Source organism: Actinoplanes auranticolor (genome assembly GCF_018332655.1).
GTDB classification, from domain to species: Bacteria; Actinomycetota; Actinomycetes; order Mycobacteriales; family Micromonosporaceae; genus Actinoplanes; species Actinoplanes auranticolor.
On the sequence record NZ_BOQL01000037.1, the window covers coordinates 44379 to 60525 of the forward strand.

Here is a 16147-nt window from a genome sequence, read left to right on the forward strand (position 1 = left end):
CCGGCCGGTCCGCAGCCCGACGCACGACCCCACACCACGGATCCGGCAGGCCACCTCGCGGTGGGAGGTGGTCACCCCATAACCCCCTCCCACCGCACCCCCGCAGTACGAGGAGATGGTTTGTCCACCCACCGACGTCCCGCGCCGCGTGGGGAGGCGCCGTCCACCCGGCGGCGGGCTCCCGCCGACCGGGGACGCCGGCGTGCCACTCCCCGCCCGCACCGGCTGCTGCCGGTGCTGCTGGGCGTCGCGATGCTCGGCATCGGCGGCGTGGTCGGCCCGAGCGTGGTCGGCGGCGGCTGGACCGGTGACGGCGGCGGCCGGGACGGCGAGCGGATCACCTACGCCGCCAAGCCGGCCGACAACCCCGGCCTCGGCCTGGTCTATTTCGGCCTCAAGCCCGGCGATGCCGACTCGCTCTGCGCGGGTGTGTACGAGCTGGACGAGGAGACCTGCACGCACGGTCCCGACCCGGCCCCGGCCGGGCTGAAGGTGACCCGCGACGTCACCCCGGTCACCGCGAAGGTGCCCGAGCCGGCCGATCCGGCCCGCGAGCCGGCGACCGTGCCGCCGGACGCGGAGATCGTCCGCGACCAGGGCGGCAGCTCGCTGTCGCCCGGCGCGCCGGCGCTGATCCCGGACGCCGCCCCCGGCGAGGCGGACTTCGTCATGGGTACGCACGACGTGGCCTGCGAGGGCGACGGGCGCACCGGCAAGCGGGTCCAGGTGCTCTACCTGCACGAGTTCGGCACCCCGAGCCGCTACGCCGACTTCCTCGGCTCGATGCGCACCTGGTCGGCCGGCGTGGACCAGATCTTCGACGCGAGCGCGGCCGAGACCGGCGGCTCCCGCCACGTGCGCTTCGTGACCACCCCGCAGTGCCGGGTCGACGTCGCCGAGGTGCAGGTGCCCGAGGCCGCGCTGGAGTCGTTCACCGGCAACATCGACGCGCTGCAGACGCTCGGCTACAACCGCACCGACCGCAAGTATCTGATCTTCGCCGACACCAACGTGTACTGCGGCATCGGCACCTTCGTGGCCGACAAGCGCCCGGGGCTCGGCAACCGCAACAACGGCGGGCCGTCGTACGGCCGGGTCGACGCGGGCTGCTGGAGCTCGGTGGTGGCGGCACGCGAGGTGACCCAGATGCTCGGCGCCCGGCTGCAGGACTCGCCGAACTCCACCGGCGCGGGCAGCTGCACCGACGACTACGACCTGATGTGCAACAAGGACCGCTCGAACACGCCGCTGCGGACGGTCTGCCCGAAGAAGCACGAGGACCGCCTCGACTGCGGTCACGACGACTACTTCAACACCGATCCGAAGCCGAAGAGCTACCTGGCCGAGAACTGGAACGTGGCGCAGAGCGAGTTCCTGCTGCGCAGCGACGGCGGCGACGACGTTCCCGACGCCCCGAACGCGGTTCCGGCCGAGCCGGACGCCACTCCGCGGGCGAAGCCCAGCACGAAGGCGACCGAGGCACCGGCTCCGGAGGCGCCCGCCCCGACGGCCACCGGCGGCGACGCCTCCGACGGTGGCGGCGACGCTGTGCCGCCCGGCGCCGCGCCCGGTCCGACCGCGCCCGGCGGACCGGCCGCGACGACCGGCGCTCCCGCGGCGGATCCGACCACGGCCGTCCCGACGGTCCCGGCGGCGCTCGCCACGACCCCGGCTGTGGCTCCCGCCGTGCAGGCGGTCCTCGAGGTCCGCGAGCCCAACAGCACCTCCGTCCGGCTCACCTGGAGCGCCGCCGGCCCGAAGGCGAGCTACGACGTCGAGGTGGACGGGGTGAAGATCGCCACCACGGTGGCCACCCGCGCCCGGCTGATCGGCCTGCGCCCGGACGCCAAGTACCAGGTGGCGATCCGCAGCACCAACGGATACCTGGCCAAGGGCACCGCCCAGTCGGCACCGGCGGCCCGGCCCGCGGCGAACACGTGGTTCGTGCTCACCAACTCGCTGACCGGCGGCGCGGCGGACCTGTACGCCGCACGGACGGCGAACGGCACTCCGGTGACGCTCGGCGGCCCGGACGGCGACTCGCAGCAGCAGTGGAAGCTGGTCCCCGCCGCGGCGGGGGCGTTCTCCCTGCAGTCGCGGGCGACCGGTAAGTGCGTGATCCCGCTGGACGGCAACCCGGTGGCCGGTGCGCCGCTCGTGCAGGGCGACTGCACGTCGGCCGGCAGCGGCCGGTGGTCGTTGTTCGCCACGGACTACGGCTTCAGTCTGCGCACCACCGCCGGCGGCCTGGTCGCCGGTGTGGGCAGCCAGCGTTTCGGCGCGTCCCGGCTGCTCGTCCTGCAACAGCCGGAGCAGGCCCGGCACCAGAGTTGGACGGCGGTTCCCGGCTGAGATCCGGGCGAGGGGAGTGACGATGCTGGACACCGACGTACGCAGCGATCCGGAGCTGGAACCGGACGAGGACCCGGGCCGGTTCAACCGGCGCCGGGTCGTCCGGGTGGTGACGATCCTGGTGCTGGGAATCCTGGCCGTGCTGGCGATCTGGCAGGAGCCGCTGCACGCCGGCTTCCGCTCCCCCGGCTACTGACCGGCGGCGTAGTCGTCGATCTCGGCCAGCAGCTGTAACTTCCCGGCCGGGGGCAGGAACGACGCGTGCACGGCCGCGCGGGCGAGTCCGGCCACCCCGGCGGCGTCGAGATCGAGCAGCCGGGCGGCCACCGCGTACTCCTCCTCCAGGGTGGTGCCGAACATCGGCGGGTCGTCGGAGTTGATCGTGACCGGCACCCCGGCGGCGACCAGCACCGGCAGCGGATGCTCGTCGAGGCTCGCCACGGCCCGGGTCCGTACGTTGGAGGTCGGGCAGACCTCCAGCGGGATCCCGTGCTCGGCCAGATGGGCCATCAGCTGCGGGTCCCGGGCGGCGGCGATGCCGTGCCCGATCCGCTCGGCGCCGAGATCACGCAGCGCGTCCCAGATGGTTTCCGGCCCGGTGGTCTCGCCCGCGTGCGGCACGCTGTGCAGCCCGGCCGCGCGGGCCTTGTCGAAGTACGGCTTGAACTGCGGCCGCGGCACTCCCACCTCGGGACCGCCGAGCCCGAAGCTGACCAGGCCGGCGGGCTGCTCCCCGAGCGCGATCCGCAGCGTCTCCTCGGCGGCGGCCAGCCCGGCCTCCCCCGGGATGTCGAAGCACCAGCGCAGGTCGACGCCGAAGTCGGCCGCGGCGCCGGCCCGGGCGTCCTCGATGGCCGCGCAGAACGCCGGCGCCGGGATGCCCCGCCGCACGTGCGAGTACGGCGTGACGGTCAGCTCGGCGTACCGGACCTGCTGGCGGGCCAGCTCGCGGGCCACCTCGTAGGTCAGCGTCCGGACGTCCTGGTCGTCGCGGATCAGGTCGACCACGCTCAGGTAGATCTCGATGAAGTGGCCGAAGTCGCGGAACGCGAAGTAGTCGGCCAGGGCCGCCGGGTCGGCGGGCACCGGCGTGTCCCCCTCGTGCCGGGCCGCCAGCTCGGCCACGATCCGCGGCGATGCCGAACCGACGTGGTGCACATGCAGCTCGGCCTTGGGCAGTCCAGCGATGAACGAGGTCAGGTCGGTCAACTTCTCCCCCTAGGCGGTGGTCGCCACCGCGAAGATCCGGCGGAACGGGAACGCCACGTACCCGTTGCGGGCAGGGTATTCCGCCGTCAGCGTGGCACCGAGCGCGGCCCGGAACCCGCGCCACGCCGAATCGTCGAGTGCGGCTTTCACGGGCCGCAGCGCGGTGCCCTCCATCCAGCGCAGCACCGGGTGCTCGGGCCCGGTGTCCGGCAGCAGGTGCACGTAGGTGGTCTCCCAGGCGTCCACCGCCGCGCCGGCGCCGGTCAGCAGCGCGGCGTAGCCGACGGCGTCGTCCACCGGTGCCTCACGGACGACGTCACCGACCAGGTCCGCGTAGGGGGCGCTGCGGGCCAGCGCCCGCAGGGCGCGGTGCGAGGGAGCATCGAAGTTGCCCGGGACCTGCATGGCGAACCAGGCGCCGGGCGGCAGCGCGCGGATCCACCGCTCGATCAGCGCGCGGTGCTCCGGCACCCACTGCAGGACCGCGTTGGTGACCACCACGTCGGTGTCCGGGCCGGGCTGCCAGTCGCCGACGTCGGCCACCGCGAAGTCCACGCTCCCGTCCAGGGCCCGGGCCTGGCCGATCATCTCGGCCGACGAGTCCAGGCCGGCGATCCGGGCGTGCGGCCAGCGCCGCGCCAGGCTCGCGGTGAGCTCACCGGGACCGCAGCCGAGGTCGGTGACGGTCCGGGGATGCTCCGCGCCGATCCGGGCGACGAGATCGTGGAACGGGCGGGCGCGCTCGTCGCCGAAGCGGTGGTACACGGTGGGATCCCACATGGCGATGCTCCAAACCGTACGTACGTCTTTTTTGCAGCGTATCATCGGCGGACTAGGCTCAAGACGTGGAAAATCGCAGCTTCGCCCGCATGGGGCGCACCGTCGGCGTGATCGGTCTCGGCGCCTGGCAGCTCGGCGCCGACTGGGGCAGCGTCAGCGAGGACGACGCCCTCGCCACCCTCGGCGCGGCGGTCGACGCCGGCGTCACCTTCATCGACACCGCCGACGTCTACGGCGACGGCCGCAGCGAGCAGGTCATCGGCAAGTTCATCAAGGACAAGCCGCAGCTGACCGTGGCGACCAAGATGGGCCGCCGGGTGCCGCAGGAGCCGGGCAACTACACCCTCGACAACTTCCGGGCCTGGACCGACCGGTCCCGCACCAACCTGGGCGTCGACACCCTCGACCTGGTGCAGCTGCACTGCCCGCCGACCCCGGTGTTCTCCACCGGCGCGGTCTACGACGCGCTGGACACCCTGGTTCAGGAGAAGCGCATCGCGGCGTACGGCGTCAGCGTCGAGAAGGTCGACGAGGCCCTGGCGGCCATCGCCCGCCCGGGCACCGCGAGCGTGCAGATCATCCTGAACGCGCTGCGCCTCAAGCCGCTGGAGCAGGTGCTGCCCGCGGCGGCCGAGGCCGGCGTCGGCATCATCGCCCGGGTGCCCCTGGCCAGCGGGCTGCTGTCCGGGCGCTACGACGAGCACACCACCTTCAGCGAGGACGACCACCGCACGTACAACCGGCACGGCGAGGCCTTCGACGTCGGCGAGACCTTCTCCGGGGTCGACTTCGGCACCGGCCTGCAGGCCGTCCGGCGGCTGCTGCCGCACGTGCCCACGGGCGCGACCATGGCCCAGTTCGCCCTGCGCTGGATCATCGACCAGCCCGCGGTCACCGTGGTCATCCCCGGCGCCCGCAACGCGGACCAGGCCCGGGCCAACGCCGCGGCCGCCGGGTTGGCACCGCTGGGCGACGAGGCTCACGAGGTGGTCCGGTCGGTCTACGACGAGCTGATCAGGCCCCAGGTCCATGACCGCTGGTGAGGGCGCGCCGATGAAAGGCTGGCCGTGGCTGACCGCGGGCCTGCTGGGCCTCGTGCTGGGCGTGCTGTGGACGGCTCAGGGCCTCGACCTGATCGGCGGCAGCGTGATGAGCGGCGTGACGATCTGGGCCGTCATCGGGCCGGTCGTCGCGGTGGCGGGGCTGGTGCTGATCGTCCTCGGGGTTCGCATCCGGGCTCGTAGCAAGTCCCAGCCCTAGGGATTTTTTTAATTGCTGTCGTGCCTGGTTGCATGGTGCTGACCGTCGCTCCCGCCGATTGCCGGGTGGTTGCATGGTTCTGTCCATCCGGCTTCGGGTTCTCTTCGGCTTTTTTGGTGGTTGCGCCTGGGGGCTTGGGGGGCGGGGATGACCCACGCGGACCGTCAGGCTTGATATCCGCGTGGGTCATCCCCGCCCCCCAAGCCCGTTGTGGTCCGGGTTCCCGGTCGGCTGCCGGCTTCCAGCCCGGCAGAGAGCCTGGCGCGCCCCGGGAACTCGGCGTCACTGGAGCAGCCCGCAACCATCTCCCGCCGAGCCGCGCCTCCTGGTCGCATGCGGGTCAACCCACAGCTCTCAGTCCACAACTCGCCCGGCCGCGACTGGCGCGGTAGGGCTGGCGCGGATAGGGCTGGCGCGGATAGGGCTCGCCCAAGTGGGGCAGGCGCGAGCTGGCCCGGGAGGCTGGCCCAAGCCGGGCTGGCCCGGGCACGGCTCAGCCCGGGCACGGCTCAGCCCGGCCACGGCACGGCTCAGCCCGGCCACGGCACGGCTCGGCTCGGCTCGGCTCGGCTCGGCTCGGCCAGCATTCGGCATGTGGCCGCTCGCAGTGCCCACATGCCGGGCCCAGGCAGGCTGGCCGAGGCGAAGGTGGTCCGGGCGCGCTCGCCGGAGCACGGCTCGCACAAACACGACTCGCTCAGGCGAGGCTCGCCAGCATTCGATGTCGTGGCCGCTCGCAGCGTCCACAAGCCGGGCCAGGCAGGCCGCCGCGGCAGGCTGGCTGGCTGCGGCAGGCAGGCTGCGGCAGGCAGGCTGCGGCAAAGCTGGCCCGAGGGCTGCTCGCCGAAGCACGGCTCGCACAAGCACGGCTCGCGCAAGCGAGGCTCGCCCCGCATCCGGTGTCGTGGCCGCTCGTGGTGCCCACTGCCCGGCTTACGTATCAGCCTGACTCGACGAGGCGAAGCTAGCGCGGAGCTGAGCCCCGGCGAAGGTAGCCCGGCCCCCAGCCACCAGACCGCGGCAGGCGGCGACGCCGGGGGTCGTTCTCCGCACCCCACGCCCCGCACGTCAGGAAGCGCCATCAGGCTGCGCGGGGCTCAGGTCCGTTGTGGTGGGACTTGCTGAGGCCGTTCAGTTGGGTGTTGTGAAGCCGGCAGCGAAGCAACCAGGCCGACCACAACGGGCTTGGGGGCGGGGATGACCCACGCGGATATCAAGCCTGACGGTCTGCGTGGGTCATCCCCGCCCCCAAGCCCCCAGGCGCAACCACCAAAGAAGCGGAGACAGAAAAACCCCGCATCCCTCGAAGAAGGGATGCGGGGTTACTCAGGCCGATCTGCGATGAAGCGAACCGGCGGCCGGCGTCGCCGCCGGCGGGATGGTCTCAGAGCGGGCGAACCTGCTCCGCCTGAGGGCCCTTCTGGCCCTGGGCGATCTCGAACTCGACCCGCTGGTTCTCTTCCAGACTGCGGTAGCCGCTCGTCTGGATGGCCGAGAAGTGGACGAACACGTCAGCACCCCCGCCATCGACGGTGATAAAGCCGAAGCCCTTGTCTGCGTTGAACCACTTCACGGTTCCCTGCGCCATGCTGAACTCTCCTTCTGAAAATGCCGGCCCGGTGATGCGGGGCCGATGGTCGTTTCCGCGCAGCGGCCGCCGCGAGGGGCGGCGTTTCAGAAGGCCGAACTCTGCTGAGCCACCTGAACCACGTACACAAAAACTGGCCACACTGTACCCGAAGAACCAGCCCTAAAGCTGCCCCTCAGCCGAATCCCGTCGACTTGGACAGGACCGGAAAAGGCCTCCGGCGCCGCGTGAGCGGCGCCGGAGGCCTCGACGAGCGTCTATGTAGCCGATCGATCAGTCAGGCCATTCGCCGGTGATCTTGCGGACGCCGACTGCCCCGCCCCGGTCGACCAGTGCGCGGACCGCCGAGAAGATCGCACCCTGAATCGCCGCGGCAGCGATGATCTCACCCCAGCCACGGTCCTCGTCGGTGGCGTTCGGGGCGTCGTCGTCCCCGGAGGCGAACTTCCAGACCTCCTTGAAGACGAAGCCCGCGAGGGCGCCGGCGCCGATGCCGAGCAACATGCCGACCGGCCTGTACGCCACCTTCTGAAGCTTGTTGCTCACTTACGCCTCCCGCGCACGATGAGGATGATGCCGACCAGCGCCACCCCGGCCGCGAGCACAGCGGCGAAGGGGATCGGGTTGCGCTGCACCTGGGCGCGCGCGTCCTGCGCCTTGTCCAGCACACCGGTGTCCTTGACCTTGTCCAGGACGCCCGACTCCTTGACCTTGTCCAGCGCGCCGGACTCCTTCACCTTGTCACCGGCGAGGGCCACCTTGTCGCCGGCCTGCGCCTTGGCGGTGCGGACCTTCTCCGAGGCGGCACCGACCGCGGCGGCCGCGGCCTCACGGACCTTGCCGGTCGCGTCGTGCACCTGCGCCTTGGCCTTCTGCTTGGTCAGCTCGACCTGCTCCTTGGCCCGGGCCTTGACGTCCGCCTTGGCCGCGAGGGCCTGGACCGTCTCGCCGAGCTCGGCGCGGGTCTGCTTGATGTCCTCGCGCAGGGCCGCCACGTCGGGCTTGCCTCCGGCGGATCCGTTCTTGTCACTCATGCCCGGCTCCTGCTCTTGATCGCGTGCTTGACCTCGTCGACGTCCGCCTTCGCGCTGGCGATGGCGTCCGAGGGCTCCGGCGGGACCGCCTGAGTGACCTGCTTCTTACCGAGCAGCGCCAGCACTCCGGCCGCGGCGAAGAGCACCACGGTCACGATCAGCGCGGCCAGCCACAACGGCAGGAACAGGTCGAGGACGATGATCAGCGTGGCGAACAGCGCGCCGACGCCGTACATGGCCAGCACCCCACCACCGCCGAACAGACCCACACCGATGCCGGCGTGCTTACCTTTCTCGGTGAGCTCCGCCTTCGCGAGCGCGATCTCATCCTTGACCAGGCGAGAGATCTGCTCGCTCGCCTTCTGTACCAATTCCGAGGTGGACTGGTCGGTCCCCGGACGGACCGGGCTACCGTTCAGGACATCGGCCATGGTGTCCTCCTTTCCCAATGGAGCCTCTATGCCCTGCACAGGGCCTGGTCAATCCTCGCCTGCCGAGCCCGAAATTACTGCCTGATACCGGACGTGGCGCCAGATGTCTGCTCTTCCGGGCCACTGAAGACCGCCGCCCGCTCGTCACCGTCCCCGGCGCCGCTGAACACCCGGGCGTCGTCGCGGGGCGCCGCGTCGTCCGCCGGGGCAACGACGGCCTGCGCGGGCACCGGCCGTTCGCTCTGGGCCACGTCGGCCCGCAGCCGCGGCAGCGAGTCCCGCCGGTGCTCGAAGACCCAGGTCACCAGGCGCTCGCGGACCAGGCAGCGCAGGTCCCACAGCGAGCCCGCGTCCTGCGCGCTGACCAGGGCGCGGAGCCGGATCATGCCGCCGGTCGCCTCGGTCACCTGCAGTACGCACACCCGGCCGTCCCACAACTCGGTGCCCTCGCACACCGCGCGCAGCTCGGCGCGCATCGGCTCCACCGGGGCCGACCAGTCGACGTCGATCTCCGCGGTGCCGAGCACGGCGGAGCCGGTCCGGGTCCAGTTCTGGAACGGCTTGGTGGTGAAGTACGAGGTGGGCAGGATCAGCCGGCGGTCGTCCCAGATCTGCACGGCGACGTACGTCAGGGTGAGTTCCTCGATCCGGCCCCACTCCCCCTCGACGACCACCACGTCGTCGATGCGCACCGCGTCGCTGAAGGCGAGCTGCAGACCGGCGATGAGGTTGCCCAGGGTGCTCTGCGCGGCGAGCGCGGCGATGACGCTGATCACGCCGGCCGAGGCGAGCACGCTGGCGCCCAGGGCCCGCACGTCCGGGAAGGTCATCAGCATGACGCCGACGGTCAGCACCACGATGGCGGCGATCGTGACCCGGCGCATTATCACGACCTGGGTCTTGACCCGGCGGGCCTTCATGTTGTCCGGGACGTCGACCCGCCAGCGGGCCAGGGCGGCGTCCTCCAGCACCAGCAGCAGCGCGCCGACGAGCCAGGCGACCGAGGCGATCACCAGCAGGACCAGAGCGTGCAGCACCCCGGCGCGGCCGGTGAACTCACCGGCGGAGCTGCGGACGGCCTGCTGCACGGCGTACACGGTGACCGTGGCCAGGAATGGCTTGTGCGCCGTACCGGCCAGGTCGTTGAGCAGAGTCGAGCGGCGCCCGAGCCGTTTGACGACCCAGTGCACCGCCTCGACCAGGACGATCGCCGCGCCCGCCGCGATGACGACGGCGAGCAGGGCGGTGAGCACGCTGGTCACGGGTTCCCTCTCCAGACTTCAGGGTTCGTTGCCAGCGCTCTACCTTGCCCTGCCCGCCGGTACGCAGACACGTCTTCCACCCGCTTCACAGCTTGGGATACGTCACACCTTGCGGTAGCGCGCCTGCGAGAAGCAGTAGACGCCGAACGCGGCGATGCCCAGCGCGACGAGGCCCAGCAGCCACGGGCCGTACGACTGCTCCGCCAGCAGGCGCAGCGCGGCGTCGAGCCCGCGCGCCTTGGCCGGGTCGTAGGTCACGGCGGCGGCCACGATCAGCCCACCGGCGATCGTGTACGCGACGCCCTTGGCCGAGTAGCCGGCGACACCGAGGCGACGCGTGGTCTTGCGCACGGTGGCGCTCATCTGCTGGGTGTTGAGGTGCTTCTCGAACTTCTTGGTGACACCGTAGATCACCAGGCCGATGCCGACGCCGGCCACCACGAGCCCGATCAGTCCGACCAGCCAGCGGCCGCCGGAGTTGGCCATCAGGCTGGAGGCGCCCTTCTCCTGGCTGTCGCCGGTGGAGGCGTTCGAGCCCTGCAGCACCCGGATCGCGATCCAGGCGAAGGACAGGTAGATCACCGCACGGACCCCGGAGATGACGCGCTCGGCGATCGCCTCCTTGTCCTGCGGGCCGCTCTCGCCGATCGCCGCCTCGAACGCCTGCCAGAGCGCCAGGGCGATCATGCCGATGACGGCGATGACCAGCATCGTCTTGCCGAACGGTTTACCCGCCAGGCTCTGCAGCGCGCCCGACTGGTCGCTCTCGCCCTGCGAGTCGCCCAGGGCGATCTGCAGCGCCAGCCAGGCGAAGAGCAGGTGGATGATGCCGTAGACGATGAATCCGCCGCGGGCGAGGTATTCGAGGGGTTTGCTGTCGGCAGCACGCGACGCGGTGCTCCGGGCTTGCTGGGTGGCAGACATGCTGCCCTGATTGACCTGGGGCAACATTTTCCAAACCTGCCACCCGTGCCACCCGCCACGTGCTAACGCGCCACCTGGAAGCTGATCTGGTCGGCGGTGATGCTGTCCAGCGACACCTGCAGGCCGCCGACGTCCACGGCCTGCTGGCCCTTGGTGAGCTGCACCTGCTCACCGGCCACCTCGAGGGTGACCGTGTCGGCGTCGGCGCTGACGAACTTGGCCTCCACGCCGAGCACACTGGCGCTCGCGCTGGTGCTGCGCTCCATGGTCACGGTGCACTGGTCGAGGCCGCAGTCGACGTTGTCGCTGCTGCATCCGGCCAGCAGGGTCAGACCGAGGACGGCAGAGGTGAACAGGGCGGCGATTCGCGGGGCTGCGGTGTTCATCACCCGATCAACAGTACGGGCTGCCGGCCACCCTAGGCTGGCGGGATGGACGTCACCGTGCACGACAATCCCGCCCGCCACCGCTTCGAGCTGCTGCTCGACGGCGAGGTCGGCGGGTTCGCCGACTACCGCGACCGCGACGGCGCGGTGGTGGTCGTGCACAGCGAGGTGGACCACGCGCACCGGGGCCAGGGTCTGGGCAGCGTCCTGGCCGCGCAGACCCTCGACGCCCTGCGGGCCCGCGGGGCCAAGGTCGTGCCCGCCTGCCCGTTCTTCGCCCGCTACGTCGCGGACCACCCCGAGTACGACGACATCATCGGCTGAATCCGGATGCGACCCTTCAGGCGGCGAGGGCCGGCGACGCCAGCTGGGGCACCGAGGAACCGGCGATGATCTCGGCGGCGGCCTGACCGCAGGCCCGGGTGGCACCGTAGGTCGCCAGGTGCACCCCGCCGCTGACCGCGACCGGCACACCCATCTCCACCACGATCGCGTCCGGGCGTACCGCCAGCGTGGCGCGCAGCGCGTCGGAGATCCACGGGTGCCGGTGCGCGTCGCGGACGACCAGTACCAGCGGCCGGCCACCGGCGCCGGCCAGGATCGGCGCCGACGCGTCGCTCACCCCGGCGAGGTCCTCGGCGCTGAGCCGCACCGAGGTGGTGCCGGGCAGCAGGTTGCCCAGGGGCGCTCCCACTCCCCACGGCGTCTCGGCGCCGATGGCGATGTTGCGGACCGGCGCGAACTCGACAACGTGCGGCGCGCAGCTCAGCGGCAGCTCCGGGGCGGCCGCGCCGGTGGTGACCTTGACGGCGCGCCGGGCGGCGGCCTGGCCGACAGCCGAGCCGCCGATGACGGCGACCTCGTGCGCGGCCGAACCGGCGACCTCCGCGACAGCCCGGGCGCCGATCGCGGTCTGCGTCTCCAGCGTCCAGGCGGCCAGCTTGCGGACCCGGGCGGCGGCGTCGCGCAGCCGTTCCTCGCTCAGCTCACCGCTGCGCACAGCGGCGACGATGGCGTCCCGCAGCCGCACCGCGGTGTGCTCGTCGGCGTGGTCGCCGCCGACACAGATGGCGTCGGCTCCGGCGGCCAGCGCCCGTACGGTGGCGCCCTCGAGCCCGTAGGTGCGGCGCACGCCCTGCATCTCGATGCCGTCGGTGACGATGAGGCCCTGGAAGCCGAGCTCCTCGCGCAGCAGGCCGGTCAGGATGCGCCGGCTCAGCGTCGCGGGCAGCTCCGGGTCGTACGCGGGCACCAGCAGGTGCCCGGTCATGACCGACTGCACGCCGGCGGCGATGGCGGCCTTGAACGGCACCAGCTCCACCTCGGCGAGCCGCTCCCGGCTGCGGTCGATCAGCGGTACGTCGTGGTGCGAGTCGACGGCGGTGTCGCCGTGGCCCGGGAAGTGCTTGGCACAGGCAGCGACACCGGCTTCCTGCAGGCCACTGATCCAGGCCGCGCCGTGGCGGGCCACCAGAGCCGGCTCGGCACCGAACGCGCGTACCCCGATGATCGGGTTGTCGGGGTTGCTGTTGACGTCGGTGTCCGGGGCGTAGTCGAGCGTGATGCCCGCGTGGGCCAGCTCGAGGCCCAGGTCCCGGGCGACGGCGTGGGTGAGCTTGAGGTCGTCGATCGCGCCCAGGCCCAGGTTGCCGGGCCGGGAGCTGCCGTGCCGCGACTCGAAGCGGGTGACGTCGCCGGCCTCCTCGTCGATGGCCACGATGACGTCCGGGCGTTCCGCGCGCAGCTGGGCGGTCAGGGCCGCGACCTGGGCGGGTGTCTCGACGTTGCGGGCGAACAGGGCGACGCCGCCCAGCCCGTCGGCGAGCCAGCGACGGACCCAGTCGGGCACAGCGGTGCCTTCGAACCCGGGCTGTAACACCGTCGCGGCGAGAACTGGCAAATCGCCATGATTCGGCATGTGTCCGCGTACCTCCGGTGACGACGAATACGCGCTCAGCGAGCACGTCCCCCAACGTGATCGACCGACAACCGTCATGGGCGCGGCGACGACCTATGGTCACCCACTTCAGCCCTTTAGTCAACAAACCTTTCTATTAAGCGAACTTAAAGTATTTCGCCGCTTGCCGGGCTCGCTAAGCTTCCTCCGTGCGGACACAGTGGGCGACGCCCGCCCTGGCAGCCTCCGGCGTGGACTGGTCCGAGGTGCACGCGGTGCGGCTGCTCGGCCTCGCTCTCGGCGCCCTGATCCTGCTATGGGCCATCCGCCGGATGTTCGGCGGCAAATAACCGGGGTATCCGCCCGGTATGCGAATCGGATACTTCCTGTCCAGCGAGGAATACACCCCCGCAGAGCTCATCGAGCAGGCCAAGGGCGCCGAGCGCGCCGGCTTCTCGGCCCTGTGGATCTCCGACCACTACCACCCGTGGGTCGACGCCCAGGGCCAGAGCGCGTTCGTCTGGTCCGCCATCGGTGCCCTGAGCCAGGCCTGCTCCCTGCCCATCACCACCGCGGTCACCTGCCCGACCGTACGCATCCATCCCGCCGTGATCGCCCAGGCCGCCGCGACCAGCGCGGTGCTGACCGGCGGGAAGTTCCGGCTCGGCATCGGCACCGGCGAGGCCCTCAACGAGCACATCTTCGGCGACGCCTGGCCCGAGGCCGACGTGCGGCTGGAGATGCTCGAGGAGGCGGTCGAGATCATGCGCGAGCTGTGGAAGGGCGGCACGGTCTCGTACCGCGGCAAGCACTACACGGTGGAGAACGCCCGGATCTACACGCTGCCGGAGAAGCCGGTCGAGATCCTCATGTCCGGCTTCGGCCCCAAGGCCACGTCGGTGGCGGCACGCATCGCCGAGGGCTACATCAGCACGATGCCCGACGGCGAGATGGTGCAGCAGTTCCGCAACGAGGGCGGCGGCGACCGTACCTGTCAGGCCGGTTTCAAGGCCGCCTTCGCTTCCAGCGAGGAGGAGGGCGCGCGCATCGCGTACGAGAAGTGGCCCAACGCCGGCGTGCCCGGCGAGCTGTCCCAGGTCCTGCCCTCGCCCAAGCACTTCGAGCAGGCGTCGCAGCTGGTCACCCAGGACATGATCAAGGAGGCCTTCGTCTGCGGCAACGACCCCTCCGCGCACCTGGAGATGATCGACAAGTACGCCCAGGCCGGCTTCGACGAGGTCTACGTGGCCAACACCGGGCCGCACTTCCAGGGCCTGTTCGATCTCTACGCCGAGCACATCCTGCCCAAGCACTCGTAGCGTTTGGGTGACCCACCCGTGGGGCACAATGGCCGCTCGATGAAGCTACCCATCTACGGCCCGCGCCTGCGCAAGGTCGCCCGGAAGCACTTCGGCTGGCCCGGCCTGCGCCCCGGCCAGTTCAAGCCCATGCGGGCCGTGCTGCGCCGCCGCGACGCCCTCGTCGTCCTGCCCACCGGCGCCGGCAAGTCGGCGATCTACCAGATCCCGGCGGTCCTGCTGCCCGGGCCGACAGTGGTGATCTCACCGCTGCTGGCCCTGCAGCAGGACCAGATCGCCGCCCTCAACGAGCGGGACGACCCGGCCGTGCGGGCCGTGCGGGTCAGCTCCGCCGAGACCCCCCACCAGCAGCGCGAGGCCATCCGGGAGATCCAGGAGGGCCGCGCCGAGTTCCTCTTCATCACCCCGGAGCAGCTGGCCAACCCGGAACGGCTGGCCGAGGTACGCGCCCTGCGCCCGGGCCTGGTCGCGATCGACGAGGCGCACTGCATCTCCGCCTGGGGCCACGACTTCCGCCCGGAGTACCTCTCCCTCGGGCACCTGATCAAGGGCCTCGGCCGGCCGCCGGTGCTGGCCCTCACCGCGACCGCCTCGCCGCCGGTCCGCGAGGACATCATCGCCCGGCTGCACCTGAACAAGCCCGAGATCCACGTCTCCGGCCTGGACCGGGACAACCTGTTCCTCGAGGTCGCGTACTGCCCGGACGAGGACTACCGGTGGCGGCGGCTCACCGCCCTGCTGGACGAGGCCTCACGGCCGGGCATCGTCTACGTCGCCACCCGGCGCGGGGCCGAGGAGCTCGCCGAGCGCCTGACCCAGGCCGGTTACAGCGCCACGTTCTATCACGGCGGGATGGCCGGTGGCGCCCGCGAGCAGGCCCACGAGGACTTCCTCGCCGACAAGGTCGACGTCATGGTGGCCACGTCGGCGTTCGGCATGGGCATCGACAAGCCCAACATCCGCTGGGTCGCGCACGTCGCCCTGCCCGACTCCCCGGACAGCTACTTCCAGGAGATCGGCCGGATGGGCCGCGACGGGGAGCCGAGCCGGGCGCTACTGCTGTGGCGCTCCGAGGACGAGGCCATCCAGCGCTTCTTCACCGGCGGCTCGCCCGAGGTGGCGGAGATCCGCGAGCTGGCCGCCGCCCTGCGGGCCGGACCGGCCACCAAGACCGCGCTGAAGGAGAAGACCGGCCTCGGCCCGCGCAAGCTGGGCCAGCTGCTGAGCCTGCTCGAGCAGGTCGGCGCGGCGGTCGCCGGCAGCGGCAACAAGTGGACGGTCCCGGTCTTCGCGCCGCTGCCGGCCGCGGCGGCCGAGGCCGCCCTCGCCGAGTACGAGCGCCAGCAGGTCGTGCAACGCTCCCGCACCGACATGATGCGCGCGTACGCGCAGAGCAACGCGTGTCGTTCCCAGACGCTGCTGGCCTACTTCGGCGAGGATCTCGCCGAGCGTTGCGGGCACTGCGACAACTGTGCCGACGGCGTGGCCGAGGAGACCGAGGAGGAGACCGGTGACGAGCCGTTCGCCGTGCACAGCACGGTGCGGCACGCCGAGTGGGGTCCCGGCATGGTGATGGGGTACGAGGAGGATCGCATGACCGTGCTCTTCGAGGAGGTCGGCTACAAGACCCTCTCGGTGCCCGTCGTCCAGGAGCACGCGCTGCTGGTCGTTGAGAAGAAGAAAAAGAAGTGAGTGAGTGAGGATT

General features: G+C 71.4%; 18 protein-coding genes. 8 read left to right on the forward strand and 10 right to left on the reverse strand.

Going from position 1 to position 16147, the window contains the following annotated elements:
* The first annotated feature begins 120 nt into the window (after positions 1 to 120).
* The gene (locus Aau02nite_RS23180) at positions 121 to 2352 is read left to right on the forward strand and encodes an RICIN domain-containing protein (protein ID WP_212990647.1); all 2232 of its coding nucleotides are present in this window, start codon (positions 121 to 123) and stop codon (positions 2350 to 2352) included.
* A 22-nt stretch (positions 2353 to 2374) separates the two neighbouring features.
* Positions 2375 to 2548 carry a hypothetical protein gene (locus tag Aau02nite_RS23185; protein ID WP_212990648.1) on the forward strand — a complete coding sequence of 58 codons (174 nt, stop codon included), beginning with the start codon at positions 2375 to 2377 and terminating at the stop codon, positions 2546 to 2548.
* Here the strand turns inward: Aau02nite_RS23185 and Aau02nite_RS23190 are convergent.
* Positions 2542 to 3561, reverse strand: a complete 1020-nt coding sequence (locus Aau02nite_RS23190) for an adenosine deaminase (RefSeq protein ID WP_212990649.1) — start codon at positions 3559 to 3561, stop codon at positions 2542 to 2544. The two genes, Aau02nite_RS23185 and Aau02nite_RS23190, sit on opposite strands and share 7 nt — an antisense overlap.
* A gap of 9 nt (positions 3562 to 3570) precedes the next feature.
* Positions 3571 to 4341 (reverse strand): trans-aconitate 2-methyltransferase, encoded by a 771-nt coding sequence (locus Aau02nite_RS23195; RefSeq protein WP_212990650.1) that lies wholly within the window; start codon positions 4339 to 4341, stop codon positions 3571 to 3573.
* 65 nt (positions 4342 to 4406) lie between these two features.
* Between Aau02nite_RS23195 and Aau02nite_RS23200 the strand changes: the two genes are divergently transcribed.
* Both Aau02nite_RS23200 and Aau02nite_RS23205 read left to right on the forward strand, forming a co-directional pair.
* Complete coding sequence (locus Aau02nite_RS23200; RefSeq protein WP_212990651.1) at positions 4407 to 5384, forward strand: aldo/keto reductase; 978 nt, start codon at positions 4407 to 4409, stop codon at positions 5382 to 5384.
* A complete protein-coding gene (locus Aau02nite_RS23205) occupies positions 5371 to 5601 on the forward strand; it encodes a hypothetical protein (protein ID WP_246595376.1) in 231 nt (76 codons plus the stop codon). The genes Aau02nite_RS23200 and Aau02nite_RS23205 overlap by 14 nt, the downstream gene beginning before the upstream one ends.
* A gap of 1384 nt (positions 5602 to 6985) precedes the next feature.
* On the opposite strand, the gene Aau02nite_RS23210 is transcribed toward Aau02nite_RS23205, so the two are convergent.
* The 7 genes from Aau02nite_RS23210 to Aau02nite_RS23240 all read right to left on the reverse strand — a co-directional run bounded on the left by Aau02nite_RS23210 (position 6986) and on the right by Aau02nite_RS23240 (position 11226).
* Positions 6986 to 7189, reverse strand: a complete 204-nt coding sequence (locus tag Aau02nite_RS23210) for a cold-shock protein (RefSeq protein ID WP_007458127.1) — start codon at positions 7187 to 7189, stop codon at positions 6986 to 6988.
* A 273-nt stretch (positions 7190 to 7462) separates the two neighbouring features.
* Positions 7463 to 7735 carry a DUF4235 domain-containing protein gene (locus tag Aau02nite_RS23215; protein WP_212990652.1) on the reverse strand — a complete coding sequence of 91 codons (273 nt, stop codon included), beginning with the start codon at positions 7733 to 7735 and terminating at the stop codon, positions 7463 to 7465.
* Positions 7732 to 8223, reverse strand: a complete 492-nt coding sequence (locus Aau02nite_RS48090; protein WP_212990653.1) for a DUF3618 domain-containing protein — start codon at positions 8221 to 8223, stop codon at positions 7732 to 7734. Before Aau02nite_RS48090 ends, Aau02nite_RS23215 begins: the two co-directional genes overlap by 4 nt.
* The gene (locus tag Aau02nite_RS23225) at positions 8220 to 8654 is read right to left on the reverse strand and encodes a phage holin family protein (protein ID WP_212990654.1); all 435 of its coding nucleotides are present in this window, start codon (positions 8652 to 8654) and stop codon (positions 8220 to 8222) included. The genes Aau02nite_RS48090 and Aau02nite_RS23225 overlap by 4 nt, the downstream gene beginning before the upstream one ends.
* Positions 8655 to 8728: 74 nt before the next feature.
* Positions 8729 to 9916, reverse strand: a complete 1188-nt coding sequence (locus Aau02nite_RS23230; RefSeq protein WP_212990655.1) for a mechanosensitive ion channel family protein — start codon at positions 9914 to 9916, stop codon at positions 8729 to 8731.
* Positions 9917 to 10018: 102 nt separating this feature from the next.
* Positions 10019 to 10840 carry a DUF1206 domain-containing protein gene (locus Aau02nite_RS23235; RefSeq protein WP_212990656.1) on the reverse strand — a complete coding sequence of 274 codons (822 nt, stop codon included), beginning with the start codon at positions 10838 to 10840 and terminating at the stop codon, positions 10019 to 10021.
* A 62-nt stretch (positions 10841 to 10902) separates the two neighbouring features.
* Positions 10903 to 11226 carry a hypothetical protein gene (locus Aau02nite_RS23240; protein ID WP_212990722.1) on the reverse strand — a complete coding sequence of 108 codons (324 nt, stop codon included), beginning with the start codon at positions 11224 to 11226 and terminating at the stop codon, positions 10903 to 10905.
* A 45-nt stretch (positions 11227 to 11271) separates the two neighbouring features.
* Between Aau02nite_RS23240 and Aau02nite_RS23245 the strand changes: the two genes are divergently transcribed.
* A complete protein-coding gene (locus tag Aau02nite_RS23245; protein ID WP_212990657.1) occupies positions 11272 to 11550 on the forward strand; it encodes a GNAT family N-acetyltransferase in 279 nt (92 codons plus the stop codon).
* A 16-nt stretch (positions 11551 to 11566) separates the two neighbouring features.
* Here the strand turns inward: Aau02nite_RS23245 and Aau02nite_RS23250 are convergent, their stop codons facing one another.
* Positions 11567 to 13144, reverse strand: coding sequence for a glycoside hydrolase family 3 protein (locus Aau02nite_RS23250; RefSeq protein ID WP_212990658.1), 1578 nt, complete (start codon positions 13142 to 13144; stop codon positions 11567 to 11569).
* 188 nt (positions 13145 to 13332) lie between these two features.
* Here Aau02nite_RS23250 and Aau02nite_RS23255 point away from each other — a divergent pair, with 188 nt between their 5' ends.
* From Aau02nite_RS23255 to Aau02nite_RS23265, 3 genes are read left to right on the forward strand one after another with little or no spacing between them, the layout of a single operon-like run.
* On the forward strand, positions 13333 to 13473 hold the full coding sequence (locus Aau02nite_RS23255) for a hypothetical protein (RefSeq protein ID WP_212990659.1): 141 nt from the start codon (positions 13333 to 13335) through the stop codon (positions 13471 to 13473).
* Positions 13474 to 13491: 18 nt separating this feature from the next.
* Complete coding sequence (locus Aau02nite_RS23260) at positions 13492 to 14442, forward strand: TIGR03557 family F420-dependent LLM class oxidoreductase (protein WP_212990660.1); 951 nt, start codon at positions 13492 to 13494, stop codon at positions 14440 to 14442.
* A 39-nt stretch (positions 14443 to 14481) separates the two neighbouring features.
* Complete coding sequence (locus Aau02nite_RS23265) at positions 14482 to 16134, forward strand: RecQ family ATP-dependent DNA helicase (RefSeq protein ID WP_212990661.1); 1653 nt, start codon at positions 14482 to 14484, stop codon at positions 16132 to 16134.
* Positions 16135 to 16147: the final 13 nt, after the last annotated feature.